We start from the raw sequence: 18059 nt of genomic DNA, 5'->3' as shown, positions 1-18059 counted from the left end.
TTCATCATCACTATTCGAGGCCAAAGGCCCAGGAGACAAAACCATGAAATTTCCGCGCGCACTGCTGACCGGCATCCTTGCCCTGACCGCCACCACGGGCGCGCTGGCGCAGGCCGGCGACTTTCCGAACAAGCCGGTGACGCTGGTCACGCCCTTCGCGGCCGGCAGCGGGCCCGACGCGGTGCTGCGGCTCGTGTCCGACAAGCTCTCGCGCCTGTGGGGCCAGCGCGTGCTGATCGACAACAAGCCCGGTGGCGGCGGCTTCATCGCCATCGACCAGGCACGCCGCGCCGCGCCCGACGGCTACACGCTGCTGCAGCTCGACAGCGAACACATCGCCGCGCTGCCGCACCTGTACAAGTCGAAGAACTTCGTGACGCTGCAGCACTTCGACCCGGTGGCCTCGCTGTTCCGCACGCCCTTCTTCGTGGCCGTGGCCACCGATTCGAAGTGGAAGAACATGAGCGACCTGATTGCCGCCGCCAAGGCCGAGCCGGATGCGATGGTCTACGGCTCCTGGGGCGTCGGCAGCCCCGGCCACCTGGGCGCGCAGCAGCTCGAAGCGCTGACCGGCATCCGCATGCGGCACGCGCCGTACCGCGAGGTGTCGCAACTCTTCTCGAACGTGGGCGCGGGCGACGTGCCGTGGAGCTTTGCCAGCATCCCGTCGAGCCAGGGCATCTACAAGGCCGGCAAGCTGCGCTACCTGGCCATTGCCGCGCCCAAGCGCATTCCGCAGATGCCCGATGTGCCGACCATGGCCGAGGCCGGCGGCCCGGCTTCGCTGGAGGTCAATTCCTTCGTGTCGCTGCTCGCGCCCAAGGGCGTGCCGGCGGCCATCAAGGCGAAGATCAATGCCGACGTGGCCCAGGTCATCGCCGACCCCGAGATCCGCGCCCGCTTCGACACCTTCGCCTTCGAGCCGCTGGCGTGGTCGCCCGAGGAAATCGGGCGCAACGCCGAGGCCAAGTCCAAGGTGTATGGCGAGCTGGTGCGCAGGGGCAACATCAGCCTTGATTAAGCAGGGTGCGGCCTTGCCCGGTGTCTTGCCCGACAGTTAAGCTGGCCCCCTTTGTTTTTTGACAACTTTTTCACACCTTTCTCCATGCAAGCCACCAAGAGAGCCCTCCTGATTGCCTGCGGTCTGGCTGCCGCCGCCGCGCTGCCGCTGACCGCCAGCGCCGACAACAACACCTGGCCGACCAAGCCGATCCGACTGCTGGTGGGCTTTCCGGGTGGCTCCACGCCCGACATCGCGGCGCGCACCATCGCCGAGCCGCTGTCGAAGGCGCTGGGCCAGCCGATCGTGGTGGACAACAAGGCCGGCGCCTCGGGCAACATCGCGGCCGACCAGGTGGCCAAGGCCACCGACGACCACACGCTGGGCATCGTCATCAACGGCAACCTCACGTCGTCGAAGATGCTGTACGCCAAGCTGCCGTACGACCCGGTGAAGGACTTCACCTACCTGTCGCTGATCGCGACCGCGCCGCTGGTGCTGGTGGCGCAGAACAACCTGCCCTCGGGCACCGCCTTCTTCGACGAAGGCCGCAAGGCCGGCGACAAGTGGAACTACGGCTCGGTGGGCATCGGCTCGGTCGGCCACCTGGGCATGGAGCTGCTCAAGACCCGCGTGCCCGGCTTCAAGCCCGAGCACGTGCCCTACCAGGGCAACCCGCAGGTCATCACCGCCATGCTGGGCGACCAGGTGCAGATGGGCCTGATTCCCCCGGGCGTGGCCATGCCGCAGATCAAGGCCGGCAAGCTCAAGGCCATCGGCCTCACGGGTGGCCGCAGCGCGCTGGTGCCCGAGATTCCGCCGCTGTCGGATGCCGGCGTGAAGGACTTCAACCTCGAAGTGTGGGTGGCGCTGCTCGGCCCGGCCAACCTGTCGAAGACCGCGCAGGCGCGCATCAGCCATGCACTCGAAGGCGTCATGAAAGACCCGGACGTGCGCCGCAAGCTCTTCGAGCAGGGCTGGCAGGCCGTGGGCACTTCGCCGGACGGCATGCGCACGCGCGTGAACGAAGAGGCGGCGATCATGACCAAGATCATTTCCGCACGCGGCATCAAGTTGCAGTGATGACCGCCCAGACCCTGCACGAGCCGGCACGCGAGCTGCCGGTCTTTGGTGAATACGACGTGGTGGTGGTCGGCGGCGGCCCCGCCGGCATCGCCGCCGCCGTGAGCGCCGCGCGCCACGGCGCCAACACGCTGCTGGTGGAGCGCTATGGCTTTCTCGGCGGCATGGGCACGGCCGGCGGCGTGACCAACTTCGCGGGCCTGTACGGCAAGCGCAAGGGCGAGATGACGCAGCTCGTGCACGGCGTGGTCGACGACCTGATCGACCGCATCGCCGCGCTCAACGGTATGAACGCGCCGCAGGACGGCATGGGCGGGCGCATCCGCGTGCGTTCGTACGACACCTCGGCCTACAAGCTGGCGGCCGACCAGTTGCTCGAAGCCGCGGGCGTGAAGCTGCTGTTCCATGCGCTTGCGGCGGCGGTCATTCATGACGGCAAGCGCATGGCGGCGCTGGTGGTCGAGACCAAGTCAGGCCGCCAGGCGATCCGCGCCAATGCCTTCATCGACGCCAGCGGCGACGCCGACGTGGCCGCCTTCGCGGGCGTGCCCTTCGAGGTGGGCGACGGCCACGGCAGCGGGCTGTTCCCGACCACGATGTTCCGCATCGGCCAGGTCGACGCACCGGCCGCGCTCGAAGCCGTGGGCGAGTTCAAGGCCATCAACGACGTCATGGCGCGCGTGCAGGCGCAAAAGCCGGGCACCTACAAGTTTCCGCGCGAAGGCGCGATCCTGCGGCCCAACAAGGACCCGCGCGAATGGCGCGCCAACGTCACGCAGATCCGCAATGCCCAGGGCCATGCGATGAACGGCGTGGACGCACGCGAACTCACCGAAGGCGAACTCGAAGGCCGCCGACAGATCAGCGAGTACTTCAAGTTCCTGAAGGCCGAGGTGCCGGGCTTCGCGGGGTCGGCCATCGTGGAGATCGCGCCGCAGGTCGGCATCCGCGAGACGCGGCGCATCGAAGGGCTGTATGCGCTCGGGCGCGAGGACATCCTTTCGTCCGCGAAGTTCGACGACAACATCGGCCTGAATGCGTGGCCGATGGAAATGCATGCCGACGGCCGCATCGAATGGGCCTTCCCGCGCGACGAAGCCAATGTCTACAACCACCTGCCCTGGCGCATGTTGGTGCCGCAGGCGGTCGACAACCTGCTGGTGGCCGGGCGCTGCGCCTCGATGACGCACGAAGGCCAGTCGGCCGCGCGCGCCAGCGGCGGCTGCTTCGTCATGGGGCAGGCCGCGGGCACGGCGGCGGCATCGCTGGGCCGCACGGCCTTTGCAAGCGTGGACGTGCCGGCACTGCAAAAGAAGCTGGCCGCCGACGGCGTGGACCTGGACCGCTGAACGCGCCATGCACGCGGATGGCGCTAGAGTCCGGGGCTTGATGAACTCGAACCCCGGACGAAAAGTGCACTTTCTTTCGTTGTCGACCACCGCGCGTCGCATCCTCCTCGCCCTTTCCTGCGCCGCCCTCGGCCTGATGCTGTCGGCTTGCGCCAGTACCCCCGAAGGCCAGCCCGTGCACGGCAAGGACCGGATCCTGAGCCTTGTCGCGGCCAAGGACGGCCGCAAGATCGCCATTGCCGGCGACACCTACCACTACGTGTTCGACGGCGACCCGTCCGTGGCGGCGCTGCTGCGCTGGGAAGGCCGCACCAAGATCACGCCCGCCCTGATCGGCGATATGAAGGTGGCGCGCAACCAGAGCTTCGAGGGCCAGTACATGCTGATCGCCTTCGACGCCGACCTCACGCCTGAGGACCGGGTCTTCCTGATCCAGACCGGCTTTGCGAGGGCGGAGATGAAGTACGGCGACCGCACCGGATCGGCGCTGCGCTACTTCGGCACCATCTACGGCAAGCGCTATGCGGCGGCGCCGTTGAAGTCGGCCGACACGGTCGATTTTGCGAAGCGCTACTACGTCAACTTCGTCGAGCAGGAAACGCTCAGCGGCGCCTTCACCAAGGCCACGGCCACGCCGCTGGTGTATGCCGACGACGGCTCGATGCTGCTGGGCGGCGTGCCCGTGCGCGTTGTCCAGGGCGGCACCGACTACAGCTGCCGCGCCGGCCTCATGGGCTTCTGCTTCTACAAGTAAGAAGCGCTCTCCGAACGGCCTGACCGACCCGCGACAGCCCGCGGGCCCGGCCTTTGCTATGGTTGCGGGTTGCCCTTTTTTGCGTTGACCGCTCCCCGCCAGATGACCACCGATCCCGCCACCGCCTCCCGCCTCGTCGACGAACTCGTCGCCCTCATGCAGCTAGAGCCGCTCGGGGGCGACCGCTTCCTGGCGCAGAGCGAAGACATCGGCACGCCCGCCGTGTTCGGCGGCCAGGTGCTCGGCCAGTCGCTGATGGCCGCCAGCCTCACGGTCGGCGCCGAACGGCCGGTGCATTCGATGCACGCCTACTTCCTGCTGCCGGGCGAGCATGCGCCCATCGAATACAGCGTCGACCGCGTGCGCGACGGCCGCAGCTTCACCACCCGCCATGTGGTGGCGCGCCAGCAGGAGCGCATCATTTTCGAGATGTCGGCCTCGTTCCAGACGGTGGACGACGGCATCGAGCACCAGTCCGCCATTCCCCAGGTGGATGGCCCCGACGGCTTGCCGAGCGAACTCGACCAGCGCATCGCACTGGGCGACCGCCTGCCCGAACGCTGGCGCGTCAAGGGGCTGGAGCCGCACGGCATCGAGTACCGCCGCGTCGAGCCTGAAGACCTGCTGGCGCCGGCCGTGCGCCCGTCCGAAAGCGCGATCTGGATGCGCGCCATCGCGCCGCTGCCCGACGATCCGATGGTGCACCGCGCGCTGCTGGCCTATGCCTCCGACCACGGCCTGCTGCGCGCCGCGATGCTGCCGCACGGCCTGAGCTTCATGAGCGGGCAGGTGCGCCCCGCGAGCCTGGACCACGCGATGTGGTTCCACCGCGATTTCCGCATGGACGACTGGCTGCTCTACGTGCTCGATTCGCCCAGCGCAAGCGGTGCGCGCGGCCTGTGCCGTGGCAGCCTGTTCACGCGCGACGGCCGGCTGGTGGCCTCCACCGCGCAAGAGGGCATGCTGCGCATCGTCAAGCCGCGCTGAAGTCGCCGAGGTCTCCCATCGCGAGCGGCGACTGGGCCGCACCGTCGCGGCTGCGCTCGTCCAGCAGCCGCTGGTAGTTGTCGCGCAGCAGGATGCCGGCGTAGTACACATGCTCGCGCATCAGTTGCTCGGCGCGCGCCGCGTCGCCCGCGATCACCGCCTGCACGATGCGGTGGTGGTCGTCGTGCGAACGCAGGATCACGCCGTGGTCGTTCCACAGCATGATCCGGTCCGACGCGAAAGGCACCGCCTGCGCCTGCGCGCCGAAGCGCACGATCCACTGGTTGCCCGCGCCGTGCATCAGCGCGTTGTGCAGCTTCACGTTCATCTGCTGGTAGGGCGCCAGGTCTTCGACCAGCAGTTGCCCCTTCGCAAGTATTTCGTCGCCTTCGCGCAGGCACTCCTGCAATAGCGCGGCGGTCGGCTTGTCCACGCCCAGCGCCGCGAAGCGCCGGCAGGCCAGCCCCTCCAGCACCGAGCGCACCTCGTAGGCCGCCAGGATGTCTTCGAGCGCGAACGAGCGCACCAGATAGCCCTTCTTCGGCTGGTGGTCGATCAGCCCTTCCATGGCCAGCGCGGCCAGCGCGGCGCGCACCGGCGTGCGCGACACCTTCAGGCTTTCGGCGATCGGCACTTCCTCGACCCGCATGCCGGGCGCAAGCCGCCCGTGAAGGATCCAGGTGCGCAGCGTCTCTGTGACTTGTTGGGAGAGTGTGTCCATGTCAGGTATACATGATGCCAGTGAATATAAGAATTAAGGCGTGATATCAGGGTTAACGAGGACTGTAAAAAGTATCCATGTATACACAATGCGGCCCTCGATCAACTTTCACGTCGCACCGACGCGACACGGAGAACTCGCAGCCCATGGCGGAACATCATGCACAAGCACCCGGCCGGCTGGCCCTCGTGACCGGCGGCGGCCGTGGCATCGGCGAGGCCGTGTGCCGCCGCCTCGCGGCCAGCGGCTTTCGCGTCGTCGTGGCCGACATCGACGGCGACAACGCGCGCAACGTGGCGCAGTCGCTGGGCGATGGCCATCACTTCCGCCAGTTCGACGTGAGCGACGAGGCCGCGGTCGAGGCCGCGTTCGACGGCATCGAAAGCCAGCTCGGCCCCGTCGCCGCGCTGGTCTGCGTGGCCGGCATCCTGCTGATGCCCGGCGGCGAGCGCTCGCTCATCAAGGACACCTCGCTCGACGACTGGGAACGCACCTTCGCGGTCAACGCGCGCAGCGTGTTCCTGTGCGGCCGCGCCTACCTGCGGCGGCGCGAGGCGCTGCCCGTGGCGCATGGCCGCATCGTCACCTTCGGCTCGGTGGCGGCGCAGCTCGGCGGCTACCGCTCCAGCGCGACCTACATCGGCGCCAAGTCGGCGGTGCTGGGCCTGACCAAGGCGATGGCGCGCGAATCGGCGCACATGGGCATCACCGTCAACTCGGTGGCCCCCGGCCTGATCGACACCGACATGCTGCGCGGCACCGTGCAGAGCAGCGGCGCGCTGACCGCCGCCGCCGCCAACATCCCGCTCGGGCGCATCGGCACGGTGGACGACGTGGCCGGCGCGGTCGACTACCTGGTCTCGGAGCAGGCGGCGTACATCACGGGCAACGTGATCGACGTCAACGGCGGCTACCGCATGCAGTAGGCGGGCAGCGCCTTTCACTCACACATACCAACGGAGACAGCTCATGAAAAAGAACCCTCTGATTCCCGCCCTGGCACGCGTGGCACTGGTCGCCGCACTGTCCACCCTGACCGGCGCCGCCTTCGCGCAGGCCGAGCCAGGCCTGACCGACAAAACCATCAAGATCGGCATGTTCTCGCCGATGTCGGGCGCGTCGATGAACTACGGCTTCGACGTGATCAACGCCGCGAAGATGTACTACGACAAGATCAACAAGGAAGGCGGCGTGAACGGCCGCAAGATCGAACTCGTGGTCGAAGACGACCGCTGCAACGCCAATGACCTGCTGGCCGCGGTGAAGAAGCTCACCGAACAGGACCAGGTGTTTCTGCTCAACGGCGGCTCGTGCTCGGCGGCCGTGGTGGGCGCGCGCGAATACGTCGAGCGCGCGAAGATTCCGCTGGTGATGCTCAACGCCTCGGGCGACGGCGCGCTGTATCCGCCCTCGAAGTACATCTACGGCGCGTTCTCCATCTCGCAGCATGCGGTGGGCGGCTCGATGGTGCAGTTCGCGAGCGAGCACCTCAAGGCCAAGAAGATCGGCTACATCAACCACGACGACGCCTACGGCGGCTGGAACCTCGAATCGGCCCAGGCACAGGCCAAGGCGCTCGGCGGTATCGACCTGCAGGTGCAGTCGGTCAACCCGAACATCACCGACGTGACGGCGCCCATGCTGAAGATCAAGGCGGCCAACCCCGACGTGCTGCTGCTCACCACCTATGCACGGCCGGTGAGCCTGATCGTCAAGCGCGCCTTCGAGCTGGGCTTCAACAAGCCCATCGTGCTGGCCGTGAACTCCACCGCCGACCTGAAGCAACTGGTCGAGAACGTGGGCAACAAGGATGCCTTCAAGAACGTCTACATCCAGGAAGTGCTGGCCGACGTGCCCGGCGGCCCCAAGCTGAAATGGGTGTACGACATGTACAAGGCCGCCTACCCCGAACTGGCTTCCAAGCCCGGCCATCCGCAGGCCTACATGCCCTACGGCATTCCGCCCGCGATGGCCGTGGTCAACGCACTGAAGGCCGCCGGCCCGAACCCCACGCGCGAGAAGGTGCTGACCGCACTCTCGACCATGAAGTTCGACTCCGGCGTCATGGCCGGCCCGATCGAGTTCGGCCCCGACGACCGCGCGGCGCAGGAGTCGGCCATCTACATCAAGTTCGACGGCAGCAACATGGCCCTGGTGCCCGGCAGCTACAAGAGCGTGTGGAAGTACAAGCCCTGAGGGCCGGCGCGACATGAGCCTTTCTGACATCTGGCTGTTCGTCCAGCAGGGCGTGCTGTCCGGCATCGTCACCGGCAGCGTCTACGCGCTGCTCGCGGTGGCGATCGTCATGGTCTTCAAGACCACCGACGTGCCGAACTTCTCGCAGGGCGAAATCTTCATGGCCGGCGGCTACGCCGCGCTCTTTCCGCTGGTGGTGTGGGGATGGCCCTACTGGGCCGCGGTGCTCGCGAGCATCGTGGTCACCGCCATGCTCGCCGCCGCGTTCCAGCGCGTGGTGATGCAGCGCGTGACCGCCTCGCGCGGCGTCGGCGTGCAACTCGTGATTGCCACGCTCGGCTTTGCGTACCTGCTCAAGGGCTTGGTGCGCAAGACCGGGCTGGGCGACACGCCGCGCTCGCTGCCTTCGCTGGTGCCGCAAGACCCGATCATGATCGGGCAGGCCTCGCTCACGCTGCTCGACCTGGCCATCTTCGGCTCGGCCGTGGTGGTGATGGTGTTGCTGTATTTGATGTTCACGCGCACCCGCACCGGCCAGGCCATGCGCGCGGTGGGCATGAACCCGCGCGGCGCGCAGATCGTGGGCGTGAAGCTCGGCACCATCCGCATGAAGATCTGGGCGCTCACGGGTGTCATCTCGGCCATCTCGGCGCTGCTCATCACGCCCAAGATTCTCATCACGCCCGACATCGGCCACATCGCGATCCTGGCCTATGCGGCCGCCATCGTCGGCGGCTTCACCAGCCTGCCGGGCGCGGTGGTCGGCGGCTTCATCATCGGCATCGTCGAGAACCTGGTGGGGCTGTTCATTTCGTCCAACGCCATCGTGGTCGCGCCCTTCGTGGCGATCATGGTGGTGCTGCTGGTGCGTCCGCAAGGGCTGCTCGGCGGCAAGCCTCAGGTGAAGAAGGTATGAGCGCTTCGACAGTTTCGTCCCCGTGGTGGGACCGCGCGGTGCTGCTCGGCATGGCCGTGGTGCTCGCGGTCCTGCCCTTCACCACCAGCGGCTACGTGCTGTACGTGGTCAACCTGCTGATGGTGTTCTCGGTGCTCGCGCTGGGCATGCACCTGGTCATCGGCGAGACGGGCCAGTTCGCGCTGTCGCACGCGGCCTTCTTCGGCATCGGCATCTACACGGCCGGACTCATCAACAACCAGTGGCAGCCGCCGTTCTTCGTGTCGATCCTTGCGGGCGCGGTGCTGTCGGCCGCGTTGGGCTGGGTCATCGGCCTGCTGGCGCTGCGCATGCGCGACATCTATCTTGCGTTGGCCACCTTCGCTTTCGGCGAGGCGATGCAGTGGGTGTTCTTGAACTGGGAGTCGGTGACCAACGGCTCGAACGGCTTGCAGATGAAGCCGGCCTCGCTCGGCGGCTACCAGCTCATGAACGACCTGCAGGCCTACCCCTTCGTCATCGCCATCGCGGCGCTGATGCTGTGGCTGACCGTGGCGCTGTCGCGCTCGCGGCTGGGCTCGTCGTTCCGCGCGGTGCGCGAGAGCGACGTGGCGGCCGTGGCGATGGGCGTGAACACGCGCATGGTGAAGGTCACGGCCTTCGTGCTGTCGGCGGCCTTCGCGGGCGTGGCGGGCGGCATGTACACGCTGTTCACCTCGTTCATTCATCCCGAGAGCCTGGGCTTTCAGACCACCATCCTGATCCTCACGATGGTGGTGGTGGGCGGCCTCGGTTCGGTGCGCGGCGCGGTGGCCGGCGCCATCGTGTTCGGCCTGGCGTCGGAGCTGCTGCGGCAGGCACCGTCGTACCAGGAAATCATCTACGGCGGCATCCTCATGCTCTTCATGATGTTCCTGCCCAAGGGCATGGCGTCGCTGTTCACTGCGCGGCGCAAGTCGCAGCGCGCGACCTCCGTGAATGCAACGGAGAAGCACGCATGAGCGCGACTGCATTTCTCGACGTGCGCGACATCAGCGTGGTGTTCGGCGGCCTCAAGGCGGTGAACGGGCTTTCGTTCCAGGTGGAGCAGGGCCGCATCCACGCGCTGATCGGGCCGAACGGCGCGGGCAAGTCGACCACCTTCAACTGCATCTCGCGCTTCTACACGCCGAGCAGCGGCAGCGTGACCTTCGAGGGCCGCGAGCTGACCAGCGTGTCGCCGCATCGCATGGCCTCGCTGGGCATCGCGCGCACCTTCCAGAACCTGGAGCTGTTCGCCGAACTGTCGGTGCTCGAGAACGTGTTGCTCGGCACGCACTCGCGCGGCGCCAACACGCTGGGCCGGCTGCTGCGCCGCCCCGATCGCGAAACCGAAGACTTCGCGATGCACCTGCTGGAGCGCGTGGGCTTGGCCGACGAACGCCACCAGCCGGCACGCGACCTCGACTTCGGCCGCCAGAAGCTGCTGGAGTTGGCGCGCGCACTGGCCATCAAGCCCAAGCTGCTGCTGCTCGACGAGCCAGCGGCCGGTTTGCGCAACCGCGAGATCGAAAGCCTCGACCGGTTGCTCAAGGAACTGGTGGCGCGCGACGGCATCACCGTGCTGCTGGTCGAGCATGTGATGCAACTGGTGATGTCGATCTCGGACCGCATCACCGTCATGGCCTTCGGCGAAAAGATCGCGGAAGGCACGCCCGCGGAAATCGGTAGCAATGCGCGCGTGATCGAAGCCTACCTGGGCAAGGGAAATGGAAAGGGAGCCGCGCATGGCTGAAGCATTGTTGTCCCTGCGCGCCATCTCGGCCGCCTATGGCCGCATCCAGGCGCTCTGCGATGTGTCGGTCGACGTGCCCGAGGGCGAGATCGTCGCGCTGCTCGGCAGCAACGGCGCGGGCAAGACCACCACGCTCAACTGCATCTCGAACCTTGTGGACTGCACCGAGGGCGAGGTGCGGCTCGATGGCGAACGCATCGACCGATTGGGCTCCGACGCACTCGTCAAGCGCGGCATCGTGCAGGTGCCCGAAGGCCGCCAGGTGTTCCGCGACATGAGCGTGCGCGAGAACCTCGACCTGGGTGCGTATCTGCGGCGCGACCGCGCGGGCATTCGCAACGACCTCGAATCGGTCTACACGATGTTCCCGCGCCTGAAGGAGCGCCAGCACCAGATGGCCGCCACCCTGTCGGGCGGCGAACAGCAGATGCTGGCCATCGGCCGCGCGGTGATGGCGCGCCCGCGCGTGATGCTGTTCGACGAACCGTCGATGGGCCTGTCGCCACTGCTGGTGGAGCAGATGTTCGAGATCATCGAGCGCCTGCACCGCGAACAGAAGATCACCATCCTGCTGGTCGAGCAGAACGTGCAGCTTGCGCTGGCCGTGTCCAGCTACGGCTACATCCTCGAAAACGGCGAGATCTCTTTGCACGGCCTCGCCGCGCAACTGGCAAACGACGAGGCCGTGCGCCGCGCCTACCTCGGCGTCTGACGGCGCCTCCCTGAAGGAAACTCCCATGCTCCTCAAAGACAAACTCTCGCTCGTCACCGGTGCCGCACGCGGCCTGGGCGAAGCCATCGCGCGCCGCATGGCGGCCGAAGGTGCGCACGTGCTCGTGGTGGACCGCGACCTCGACGTGGCCCAACAAGTGGCCGCATCGATCCGCGAAGCCGGCGGCCGTGCCGATGCCGAGAGCGTCGACGTGAGCGACGCGGCGGCGGTCGATGCACTCGCGGTGCGCGTCGCGGCGTCGCATGGCGACATCGACGTGCTGGTCAACAACGCTGGCATCTCGGCACGCTCGAAGTTCGACGAACCCGGCGCGCGCGAAGCCTGGGACCGCGTGATGTCGGTCAACCTGCAGGGCGTGTTCAACGTCACGCAGTCCTTCGTGCCGGCGCTCAAGCGCACGCAGGGGAACATCGTGAACCTGTCGTCCATCGTCGCCTTCGGCGCGGGCATCTCGTCGGCCGGCTACGTGGTCGCCAAGGGAGGAGTGCGCTCGCTCACGCAAGTGCTGGCGCGCGACCTCGCACCGTACGGCGTGCGCGTGAACGCGGTGGCGCCGGGCCTGATGGTCACCGACATGACGGCCGGCCAGCGCGAGACCGAACACGGCACCGACTGGTACATGAGCCGCGTGCCCATCAAGCGCCACGGCGAGGCCGACGAGATTGCCGGGCCGGTCGTCTTTCTTGCGTCGTCGATGGCCAGCTACGTCAATGGCGTGGTGCTGCCGGTCGATGGCGGCTACCTGGCGGTCTGAGCACCGCCGCACATCGGAACAACCATGAACAACAGCAGTACAGAAAAGCCGCTCGTCCTTGTGACAGGCGGCGCCAGCGGCATGGGCCGCGCCATCGTCGAGCGCATGGCGCGCGATGGCTGGCACGTGGTGATGGCCGACTTCAACGGCGAACTGGCCGAGCGCGAAACGCAGGTGCTGCGCGCTGTCGGCCTCGACGTGGAGTGCCGCGCCATCGACCTCACCGACGAAGCGGCAGTGCGCGCGATGGTGCAGCAGCTGCCGCCGCTCGCGGCGCTGGTCAACAACGCCGGCATCTTCGACGAGCGGGCTTTTCTCGACGTGACCTCGGCGGACTTCCGCCGCATGTATGAAGTGAACCTGCTGGCCGTGGCCACGCTCACGCAGGAGGCCGCACGCAAGATGGCGGACGGCGCGCGCATCGTCAACATCGCGTCGCGTGCTTATCTGGGCGCGAAGAACCACGCGCACTACGTGGCCTCGAAGGCCGCGCTGGTCGGCTACACGCGCGCCAGCGCGATGGAGCTTGCACCGCGCGGCATCATGGTCAACGCCATCGCACCGGGCCTGATCGACACGCCGTTGCTGCGCGCGCTGTCGCCCGAACGCCTGGCCGCGCAGCTTGCGCTGCAGCCCACCGGCGCGGCCGGCCGGCCCGAAGACATCGCGCATGCGGTGGCCTTCTTCGCATCGCCCTCGACCTGCTTCGTCACGGGGCAGGTGTTGTTTGTCGATGGCGGCAAGTCGCTCGGAGGCTCCGGGTCCTGATGGCACAACAGCAACAACAGCAACAAGAAAAGACCGCGTACGACGTCGTCGTCATCGGCAGCGGCGCGGGTGGTCTTTCCGCCGCGCTCACCGCAAAGCTCGAAGGCCTCGACGTGCTCGTGGTCGAGAAGACCGATCGCATCGGTGGATCGACCGCCATCTCGGGCGGCGCCGTGTGGGTGCCGCTCAACGACCAGGCCGAGGCGGCCGGCCACCCCGACACGCGCGGCAAGGCCTGGACCTACCTGCAGAACACCGTGGGCGCGGCCGGCGACGAAGAGCTGCGCCACGCATTCCTCGACGCAGGCCCGCTTGCATTGCGCTACCTGCGCGAACGCACCGACGTGCAACTGGCCGCGCGCACCTATTCGCCCGACTACTACCCCGACCGCGAAGGCGCCGCCATGGGCGGCCGTTCGCTCGACCCCATCGAGTTCGACGGCCGGCTGCTCGGTGCGCACTTCAAGACACTGCGCGATCCGCTGCCCGAGTTCTGCGTGCTCGGCGGGATGATGGTCAACATGACCGACGTGAAGCACCTGCTCGGGGTCTGGCGCTCGTTCGCATCGTGGAAGCATGGCGTGAAGATGGTGCTGCGTTACTTCGGCGACCGCCTGAGCGGCCATCACCGCGGCACGCGGCTGCTGCTGGGCAATGCGCTGGCGGCGCGGCTCTTTCACAGCGTGCTGAAGAAGGGCATTCCGTTCTGGCTGAACACGCCGGCACTGGGGCTGGAGAAGGACGCCACGGGCGCCGTCACCGGCGTGCGCCTGCGCCGCGACGGCAAGGAGCTGACCGTGCGCGCGCGGCGCGGCGTGGTCATCGCTACCGGCGGCTTTCCGTGGAACGCGGCCATGCGCGGCCAGCACTACCCCGCGCCCACCGGCCCATATTCGATGTCGCCCCAAGACAATGCCGGTGAAGGCATCGCGATGGCGCAGCAGGCCGGTGGCGTGCTCGGCACCGGCCACACGGGCCCGGCGCTGTGGGCGCCTGTCTCGCTGCTCACACGGCCCGACGGCAGCGTGCTGCGTTATCCGCATCTGGTGTGGGACCGCGCGAAGCCGGGGCTGATCGCGGTCGATGCGCGCGGCGAGCGCTTCGTCAACGAATCGACCTCGTACCACGAGTTCGTGCGCGGCATGTACCGAGCGAATGCGAAGGCCACGAGCATCCCTGCCGTGCTGGTGTGCGACAGCGCCTTCATGGAGAAGTGGGGCCTTGGCCTCGCATTGCCCGGCGGCCGCTCGCGCGAGCATCTGGTGCGCGCCGGTTATCTGTACCGCGCCGACACGCTCGAAGCACTCGCGCAGCAGGCGGGCGTGGACCCAACTGGCTTGGCACGCACCGTCGCCAAATTCAACCCGCTCGCAGCGCAAGGCCAGGACCCGGTGTTCGGCAAGGGCAGCGATGCCTACAACCGCTACCTCGGCGATCCGGAGCATCAACCCAACGCCTGCCTCGCGCCGGTGAAGCAGGCGCCGTTCTATGCCGTGAAGGTGTACCCCGGCGACATCGGCACCGCGCTCGGCATTCGCGCCGACGCGAACGCCCGCGCGCTCGATGCGCAGGGCGAGCCCATCGCAGGCCTGTACGTGGCCGGCAACGACATGCACTCGGTCATGGGCGGCGAGTACCCGGCGCCCGGCATCACGCTCGGCCCTGCGCTAACCTTCGGCTGGGTGGCCGGCATGCACCTGGCCCATGGTTCTGCAGAACACGCCTGACGACAAACATCACTTCACACCATCATGCAAATCTTTTTCTCTCCCGCTTCCCCCTTCGTGCGCAAGTGCATGGTCGTGGCGCATGAACTCGGCATTGCCGACCGCATCGAGAAGCTGCCGAGCGCGGCCGGCCCGGTGAAGCGCGATGCCACCATCATTCCGAAGAACCCGCTCGGCCAGGTGCCGACCTTCCTCACCGGTGACGGCCAGGTGTTGTTCGACAGCCGCGTGATCTGCGAGTACCTGAACGCCACGCAGTCGGGCAAGCTGTTCCCGGCCGAAGGCGCGGACCGTTGGGCACGCCTGACCGAGTTGTCGCTGGCCGACGGCATGACGGGCGCCGCACTGCTCGCGCGCTATGAGAACGTGCTGCGCCCCGAGCCGCTGCGTTGGAGCGAATGGACCGATGGCCAGCTCGCGAAGGTACGCACCGGCCTCGAATGGCTCGAAACCGCGGCGCCTTCTTTTGGTGACCGTGTCGACATCGGAACGATCGCTTTCGCTTGTGCGCTGGGCTACATGGACTTCCGCTTTCCCACTGTCGATTGGCGTGCCGAGGCGCCGAACAGTGCGAAGTGGTTCGAGGTCTTCAATCAGCGCGCGTCGATGCAGGCTACTTTGCCGACTGCCTGAGTTTTGGGGCTTTCTGAGGCGCCGCTGTTCAGGGCGGCACTCACGCCGACACGGTGCGAGCGTTGGACAGAGCAGTCGTTGATCGGCTGCACACCAGCAGCGTGTCCATGTGCGAATGGCACCAGGTGCTCCCCGCAGCGAAATAAAGGAGGAGCGAAGCGGGGGACATTCGCGGAGGGGAGCACCTGGTGTCATTCGCACCCGCCCCCGAATGAACCCGCCTTGAACAGCAGCGCCTCAAAAAAACGCCACGCATCAAAGCCCCGAACGTCAGAACTTGTAGTTGACCGTCAGCAGCGCATTGCGCGGATCGCCATACACGCCGGTGCTGTAAGAGCCCAGGCCCGGCATGTAGACCTTGTCGAACAGGTTGTTGATGTTGAGCGCAACGTTCAGATGGCGATTGAACTCGTAGCGCGCCATCAGACCGACCACCGCATACGAAGGCTGATTGGCACGCCAGCCGGTGCCGTCGGAGGTCTGGTAGTACGTGCTGCTCTGCCACGACAGCGAACCACCCACCGTCAACCGGCTCCAGTCGCCCGGCAAACGATAGCTCGTGCTCAGCTTCACCAGATGCTTCGGCTGATTGGTGTTGACCGAACTCAGGATCTCATTGGGCTGCGGCGGAATGCGCGACATGCGGAAGGTGTAGCCCCCCGCGATGTTCCATGACGGCGTGAGCTGCCCCGACACCTCCAGCTCCAGCCCCTTGCTCGTGATGCCGTCCACCGCCTTGTAGATCTCGTTGCCCGTGGCGTCGCTTCTGCCGGAATACTGCGCCGCGTTCTTCTGCTTCACGTAGAACAACGCCAGGCTCGTGTTCAGCCGGCGGTCCAGCAACTCGCCCTTGATGCCGACTTCGGCTGCATTGCCTGTCAGCGGCGCCAGCGCACGGTCCGACGAATCCTTGTAGAAAGTCTGCGGGTTGAAGATGTCGGTGTAGCTCGCATACAGCGACCACTGTCGGTTGACGTCATACACCACGCCCGCATACGGAATCGTCTTGTGGGTCACCGCAATGTCGTCGGCCACCTTGTAGGTGCCGTCCAGGCCCAGCGTGCTGTCGTGCAGCTTGTACCAGCTCACGCGCGTGCCCAGGATCACCGACCATCCGTCGGCCGGGCGCAGGCGCACCGCAGCGAAAGCGCCCTTTTCGGCAATGCGCGTCGTGCGGTCGTCCTGGTGCACGAAGTCGGGCCGGGCGAAATAGCCGTCCCACGCAAAGTAATTCGGCACCGGGCTGAAGTCGTTCGAGTAGCCCGGCGCACGGCGCGCCTGGCGCGACCATCCCAGGCCTATCGACAGTTCGTGCTCGCGGCCGAACAGCTCGAAGGGCCCCGACAGCGCAAGGTTCACCGCGCTGGTGGTGGCGTCGCTTGGGATCTTGGCCGACAGCACGTTCAGGCCCGCACCGGTCACGGCGTCGAGCGAGCCGTAGCTCGCGGCCCCGACTTCAACGGCGCGTGATTGCCGCAGGCGGCTGGCCGAGAGATCGAGCTTCCAGCCGTTGTCGAACTCGTGCTTGAGCGTCGAGAACAGGTTGGTGCTCTCGTTGTTCCAGTAGCTCCAGTTGGTCGCCGGATTGAGGGAGCGCGAAAAATGCGTCTGCCGGCCGTCGCTGAAGAACAGCGGAATGTGGCCGTAGCTGGCGCCGTTGGCGCGTGTCTCCATGTGGTCCACGCCCAGGCTGAGCAGGGTGCGCGGCGCCAGGTCGACTTCGACGATGCCGTAGAGATTGCGCGTGTCGCGCCCGTAGTGGTTGACGTACGAGTTCGCGTTCTGCGCCGCCGCAACCACGCGCCCGCGCCCGCTGCCGCTGGCGTTCAGCGGGCCCGAGATGTCGGCCACGCCGCGCAGCTTGTCCCACGAGCCGATGCTGCCCGAGACCGAGGCTTCGAACTCCGGCGTCGGCCGCTTGCGCACCAGGTTGATGGTGGCCGACGGGTTGCCCGCACCGGTGAGCAGGCCGGTGGCACCTTTGACGATTTCCACCCGGTCGTAGATGGCGCTGTCGCCCAGCGAGGTCGTGTACTGCGCGGCGCTGTCCATCGTGTTGGGCACGCCGTCGAACTGGAAGTTCTCGATCGAGAAGCCGCGCGCATAGAAGGTCGAGCGCTCGCTGTCGTTGCGCCCGACCGTCACGCCCACGGTCTTCTCCAGGATCTCGGGCACGTTGGTCAACGCCTGGTCGTCCATCTGCTGGCGCGTGATGACGCTCACCGACTGCGGCGTCTCGCGCAACGACAGGTTCATGCGGGTCGCGCTGTTGCTGGCGCGCGCGGCATACGAGCCCGTGCCTTCGCTGGTGTTGTCGCTGGTCGCCGTGACGGTCACGGCCGGCAAGGCGGCGCCGGAAGCGGCGGGCGCATCCTTGAGCGTGAAGAAGCCGGGGCTCGACCGCGTGGCCGCGATGCCCGTGCCGGACAGCAGCAGGTCGAGCGCCTCGCGCGGCGTGTAGCTGCCGTTCAGGGCCGGCGCGCGCAACCGGGCCAGCTTGTCTTCGTCGAACAGCAGTTGTTGCCTGCCCTGGCTGGCAAAGGCGCGCAGCGCGCTCGCCAGCGGTTGCGCCGGAATGTTGAACTGGACGCGAGCCTCCTGTGCCTGCACCGTGCCGGCCGCGGCCAGCATGGCCAGCGCACCCGCCACTGCCGCGACCGAAGCGCCGGCCCCGTTGCGCATGCC

General features: G+C 67.2%; 17 protein-coding genes. 15 read left to right on the top strand and 2 right to left on the bottom strand.

The window, feature by feature from the left end:
- Nucleotides 1–43 precede the first annotated feature (43 nt).
- From ACSFB7_RS10225 to ACSFB7_RS10205, 5 genes are all read left to right on the top strand, one after another.
- Nucleotides 44–1021 (top strand): Bug family tripartite tricarboxylate transporter substrate binding protein, encoded by a 978-nt coding sequence (locus ACSFB7_RS10225; protein ID WP_435469591.1) that lies wholly within the window; start codon nt 44–46, stop codon nt 1019–1021.
- Between the two features lie 84 nt (nt 1022–1105).
- The gene (locus ACSFB7_RS10220) at nt 1106–2083 is read left to right on the top strand and encodes a Bug family tripartite tricarboxylate transporter substrate binding protein (protein WP_435469589.1); all 978 of its coding nucleotides are present in this window, start codon (nt 1106–1108) and stop codon (nt 2081–2083) included.
- Complete coding sequence (locus ACSFB7_RS10215; RefSeq protein WP_435469587.1) at nt 2083–3432, top strand: FAD-dependent oxidoreductase; 1350 nt, start codon at nt 2083–2085, stop codon at nt 3430–3432. The genes ACSFB7_RS10220 and ACSFB7_RS10215 overlap by 1 nt, the downstream gene beginning before the upstream one ends.
- A 64-nt stretch (nt 3433–3496) precedes the next feature.
- Nucleotides 3497–4186: a hypothetical protein gene (locus ACSFB7_RS10210; RefSeq protein ID WP_435469585.1), complete on the top strand. Its 690-nt coding sequence runs from the start codon at nt 3497–3499 to the stop codon at nt 4184–4186.
- A gap of 102 nt (nt 4187–4288) precedes the next feature.
- Nucleotides 4289–5173 (top strand): acyl-CoA thioesterase, encoded by an 885-nt coding sequence (locus ACSFB7_RS10205; RefSeq protein ID WP_435469584.1) that lies wholly within the window; start codon nt 4289–4291, stop codon nt 5171–5173.
- Here the strand turns inward: ACSFB7_RS10205 and ACSFB7_RS10200 are convergent.
- Nucleotides 5160–5894 carry a GntR family transcriptional regulator gene (locus ACSFB7_RS10200; RefSeq protein ID WP_435469582.1) on the bottom strand — a complete coding sequence of 245 codons (735 nt, stop codon included), beginning with the start codon at nt 5892–5894 and terminating at the stop codon, nt 5160–5162. The two genes, ACSFB7_RS10205 and ACSFB7_RS10200, sit on opposite strands and share 14 nt — an antisense overlap.
- Nucleotides 5895–6040: 146 nt before the next feature.
- Between ACSFB7_RS10200 and ACSFB7_RS10195 the strand changes: the two genes are divergently transcribed.
- Genes ACSFB7_RS10195 through ACSFB7_RS10150 form a run of 10 tightly spaced genes read left to right on the top strand, consistent with a single transcriptional unit; the run spans nt 6041 to nt 15374 of the window.
- On the top strand, nt 6041–6820 hold the full coding sequence (locus ACSFB7_RS10195; protein WP_394484714.1) for an SDR family NAD(P)-dependent oxidoreductase: 780 nt from the start codon (nt 6041–6043) through the stop codon (nt 6818–6820).
- Between the two features lie 43 nt (nt 6821–6863).
- Nucleotides 6864–8090, top strand: coding sequence for an ABC transporter substrate-binding protein (locus tag ACSFB7_RS10190; RefSeq protein WP_435469579.1), 1227 nt, complete (start codon nt 6864–6866; stop codon nt 8088–8090).
- A gap of 13 nt (nt 8091–8103) precedes the next feature.
- On the top strand, nt 8104–9006 hold the full coding sequence (locus ACSFB7_RS10185) for a branched-chain amino acid ABC transporter permease (protein WP_435469578.1): 903 nt from the start codon (nt 8104–8106) through the stop codon (nt 9004–9006).
- Nucleotides 9003–9986, top strand: coding sequence for a branched-chain amino acid ABC transporter permease (locus tag ACSFB7_RS10180; RefSeq protein WP_435469576.1), 984 nt, complete (start codon nt 9003–9005; stop codon nt 9984–9986). The genes ACSFB7_RS10185 and ACSFB7_RS10180 overlap by 4 nt, the downstream gene beginning before the upstream one ends.
- Nucleotides 9983–10759: an ABC transporter ATP-binding protein gene (locus ACSFB7_RS10175; RefSeq protein ID WP_435469574.1), complete on the top strand. Its 777-nt coding sequence runs from the start codon at nt 9983–9985 to the stop codon at nt 10757–10759. Before ACSFB7_RS10180 ends, ACSFB7_RS10175 begins: the two co-directional genes overlap by 4 nt.
- Nucleotides 10752–11471, top strand: a complete 720-nt coding sequence (locus ACSFB7_RS10170; protein WP_435469572.1) for an ABC transporter ATP-binding protein — start codon at nt 10752–10754, stop codon at nt 11469–11471. The genes ACSFB7_RS10175 and ACSFB7_RS10170 overlap by 8 nt, the downstream gene beginning before the upstream one ends.
- Before the next feature lie 25 nt (nt 11472–11496).
- A complete protein-coding gene (locus ACSFB7_RS10165) occupies nt 11497–12246 on the top strand; it encodes an SDR family NAD(P)-dependent oxidoreductase (protein WP_435469570.1) in 750 nt (249 codons plus the stop codon).
- 24 nt (nt 12247–12270) lie between these two features.
- A complete protein-coding gene (locus ACSFB7_RS10160; protein ID WP_435469568.1) occupies nt 12271–13014 on the top strand; it encodes an SDR family NAD(P)-dependent oxidoreductase in 744 nt (247 codons plus the stop codon).
- Nucleotides 13014–14741 (top strand): FAD-dependent oxidoreductase, encoded by a 1728-nt coding sequence (locus ACSFB7_RS10155; protein WP_435469565.1) that lies wholly within the window; start codon nt 13014–13016, stop codon nt 14739–14741. The genes ACSFB7_RS10160 and ACSFB7_RS10155 overlap by 1 nt, the downstream gene beginning before the upstream one ends.
- Nucleotides 14742–14765: 24 nt before the next feature.
- On the top strand, nt 14766–15374 hold the full coding sequence (locus ACSFB7_RS10150; protein ID WP_435469563.1) for a glutathione S-transferase: 609 nt from the start codon (nt 14766–14768) through the stop codon (nt 15372–15374).
- A 270-nt stretch (nt 15375–15644) separates the two neighbouring features.
- On the opposite strand, the gene ACSFB7_RS10145 is transcribed toward ACSFB7_RS10150, so the two are convergent.
- Nucleotides 15645–18056 carry a TonB-dependent siderophore receptor gene (locus ACSFB7_RS10145; protein ID WP_435469561.1) on the bottom strand — a complete coding sequence of 804 codons (2412 nt, stop codon included), beginning with the start codon at nt 18054–18056 and terminating at the stop codon, nt 15645–15647.
- Between the last annotated feature and the right edge of the window lie 3 nt (nt 18057–18059).

The sequence above is a fragment of the Variovorax raffinosi genome (assembly GCF_051216615.1).
Lineage (GTDB): Bacteria > Pseudomonadota > Gammaproteobacteria > Burkholderiales > Burkholderiaceae_C > Variovorax.
Note: the sequence above shows the minus strand (reverse complement) of the source record. Positions and strands in the feature narration are given on the sequence as shown.

What these genes read in the sequence shown, in the direction of transcription:
- ACSFB7_RS10150 (WP_435469563.1), top strand. Translation starts at nt 14,766, where the DNA reads ATGCAAATCTTTTTCTCTCCCGCTTCCCCCTTCGTGCGCAAGTGCATG.
- ACSFB7_RS10205 (WP_435469584.1), top strand. Translation starts at nt 4,289, where the DNA reads ATGACCACCGATCCCGCCACCGCCTCCCGCCTCGTCGACGAACTCGTC.
- ACSFB7_RS10170 (WP_435469572.1), top strand. Translation starts at nt 10,752, where the DNA reads ATGGCTGAAGCATTGTTGTCCCTGCGCGCCATCTCGGCCGCCTATGGC.
- ACSFB7_RS10200 (WP_435469582.1), bottom strand. Translation starts at nt 5,894, where the DNA reads ATGGACACACTCTCCCAACAAGTCACAGAGACGCTGCGCACCTGGATC.
- ACSFB7_RS10185 (WP_435469578.1), top strand. Translation starts at nt 8,104, where the DNA reads ATGAGCCTTTCTGACATCTGGCTGTTCGTCCAGCAGGGCGTGCTGTCC.
- ACSFB7_RS10145 (WP_435469561.1), bottom strand. Translation starts at nt 18,056, where the DNA reads ATGCGCAACGGGGCCGGCGCTTCGGTCGCGGCAGTGGCGGGTGCGCTG.
- ACSFB7_RS10180 (WP_435469576.1), top strand. Translation starts at nt 9,003, where the DNA reads ATGAGCGCTTCGACAGTTTCGTCCCCGTGGTGGGACCGCGCGGTGCTG.
- ACSFB7_RS10155 (WP_435469565.1), top strand. Translation starts at nt 13,014, where the DNA reads ATGGCACAACAGCAACAACAGCAACAAGAAAAGACCGCGTACGACGTC.
- ACSFB7_RS10220 (WP_435469589.1), top strand. Translation starts at nt 1,106, where the DNA reads ATGCAAGCCACCAAGAGAGCCCTCCTGATTGCCTGCGGTCTGGCTGCC.
- ACSFB7_RS10215 (WP_435469587.1), top strand. Translation starts at nt 2,083, where the DNA reads ATGACCGCCCAGACCCTGCACGAGCCGGCACGCGAGCTGCCGGTCTTT.
- ACSFB7_RS10175 (WP_435469574.1), top strand. Translation starts at nt 9,983, where the DNA reads ATGAGCGCGACTGCATTTCTCGACGTGCGCGACATCAGCGTGGTGTTC.
- ACSFB7_RS10160 (WP_435469568.1), top strand. Translation starts at nt 12,271, where the DNA reads ATGAACAACAGCAGTACAGAAAAGCCGCTCGTCCTTGTGACAGGCGGC.
- ACSFB7_RS10195 (WP_394484714.1), top strand. Translation starts at nt 6,041, where the DNA reads ATGGCGGAACATCATGCACAAGCACCCGGCCGGCTGGCCCTCGTGACC.
- ACSFB7_RS10165 (WP_435469570.1), top strand. Translation starts at nt 11,497, where the DNA reads ATGCTCCTCAAAGACAAACTCTCGCTCGTCACCGGTGCCGCACGCGGC.
- ACSFB7_RS10225 (WP_435469591.1), top strand. Translation starts at nt 44, where the DNA reads ATGAAATTTCCGCGCGCACTGCTGACCGGCATCCTTGCCCTGACCGCC.
- ACSFB7_RS10190 (WP_435469579.1), top strand. Translation starts at nt 6,864, where the DNA reads ATGAAAAAGAACCCTCTGATTCCCGCCCTGGCACGCGTGGCACTGGTC.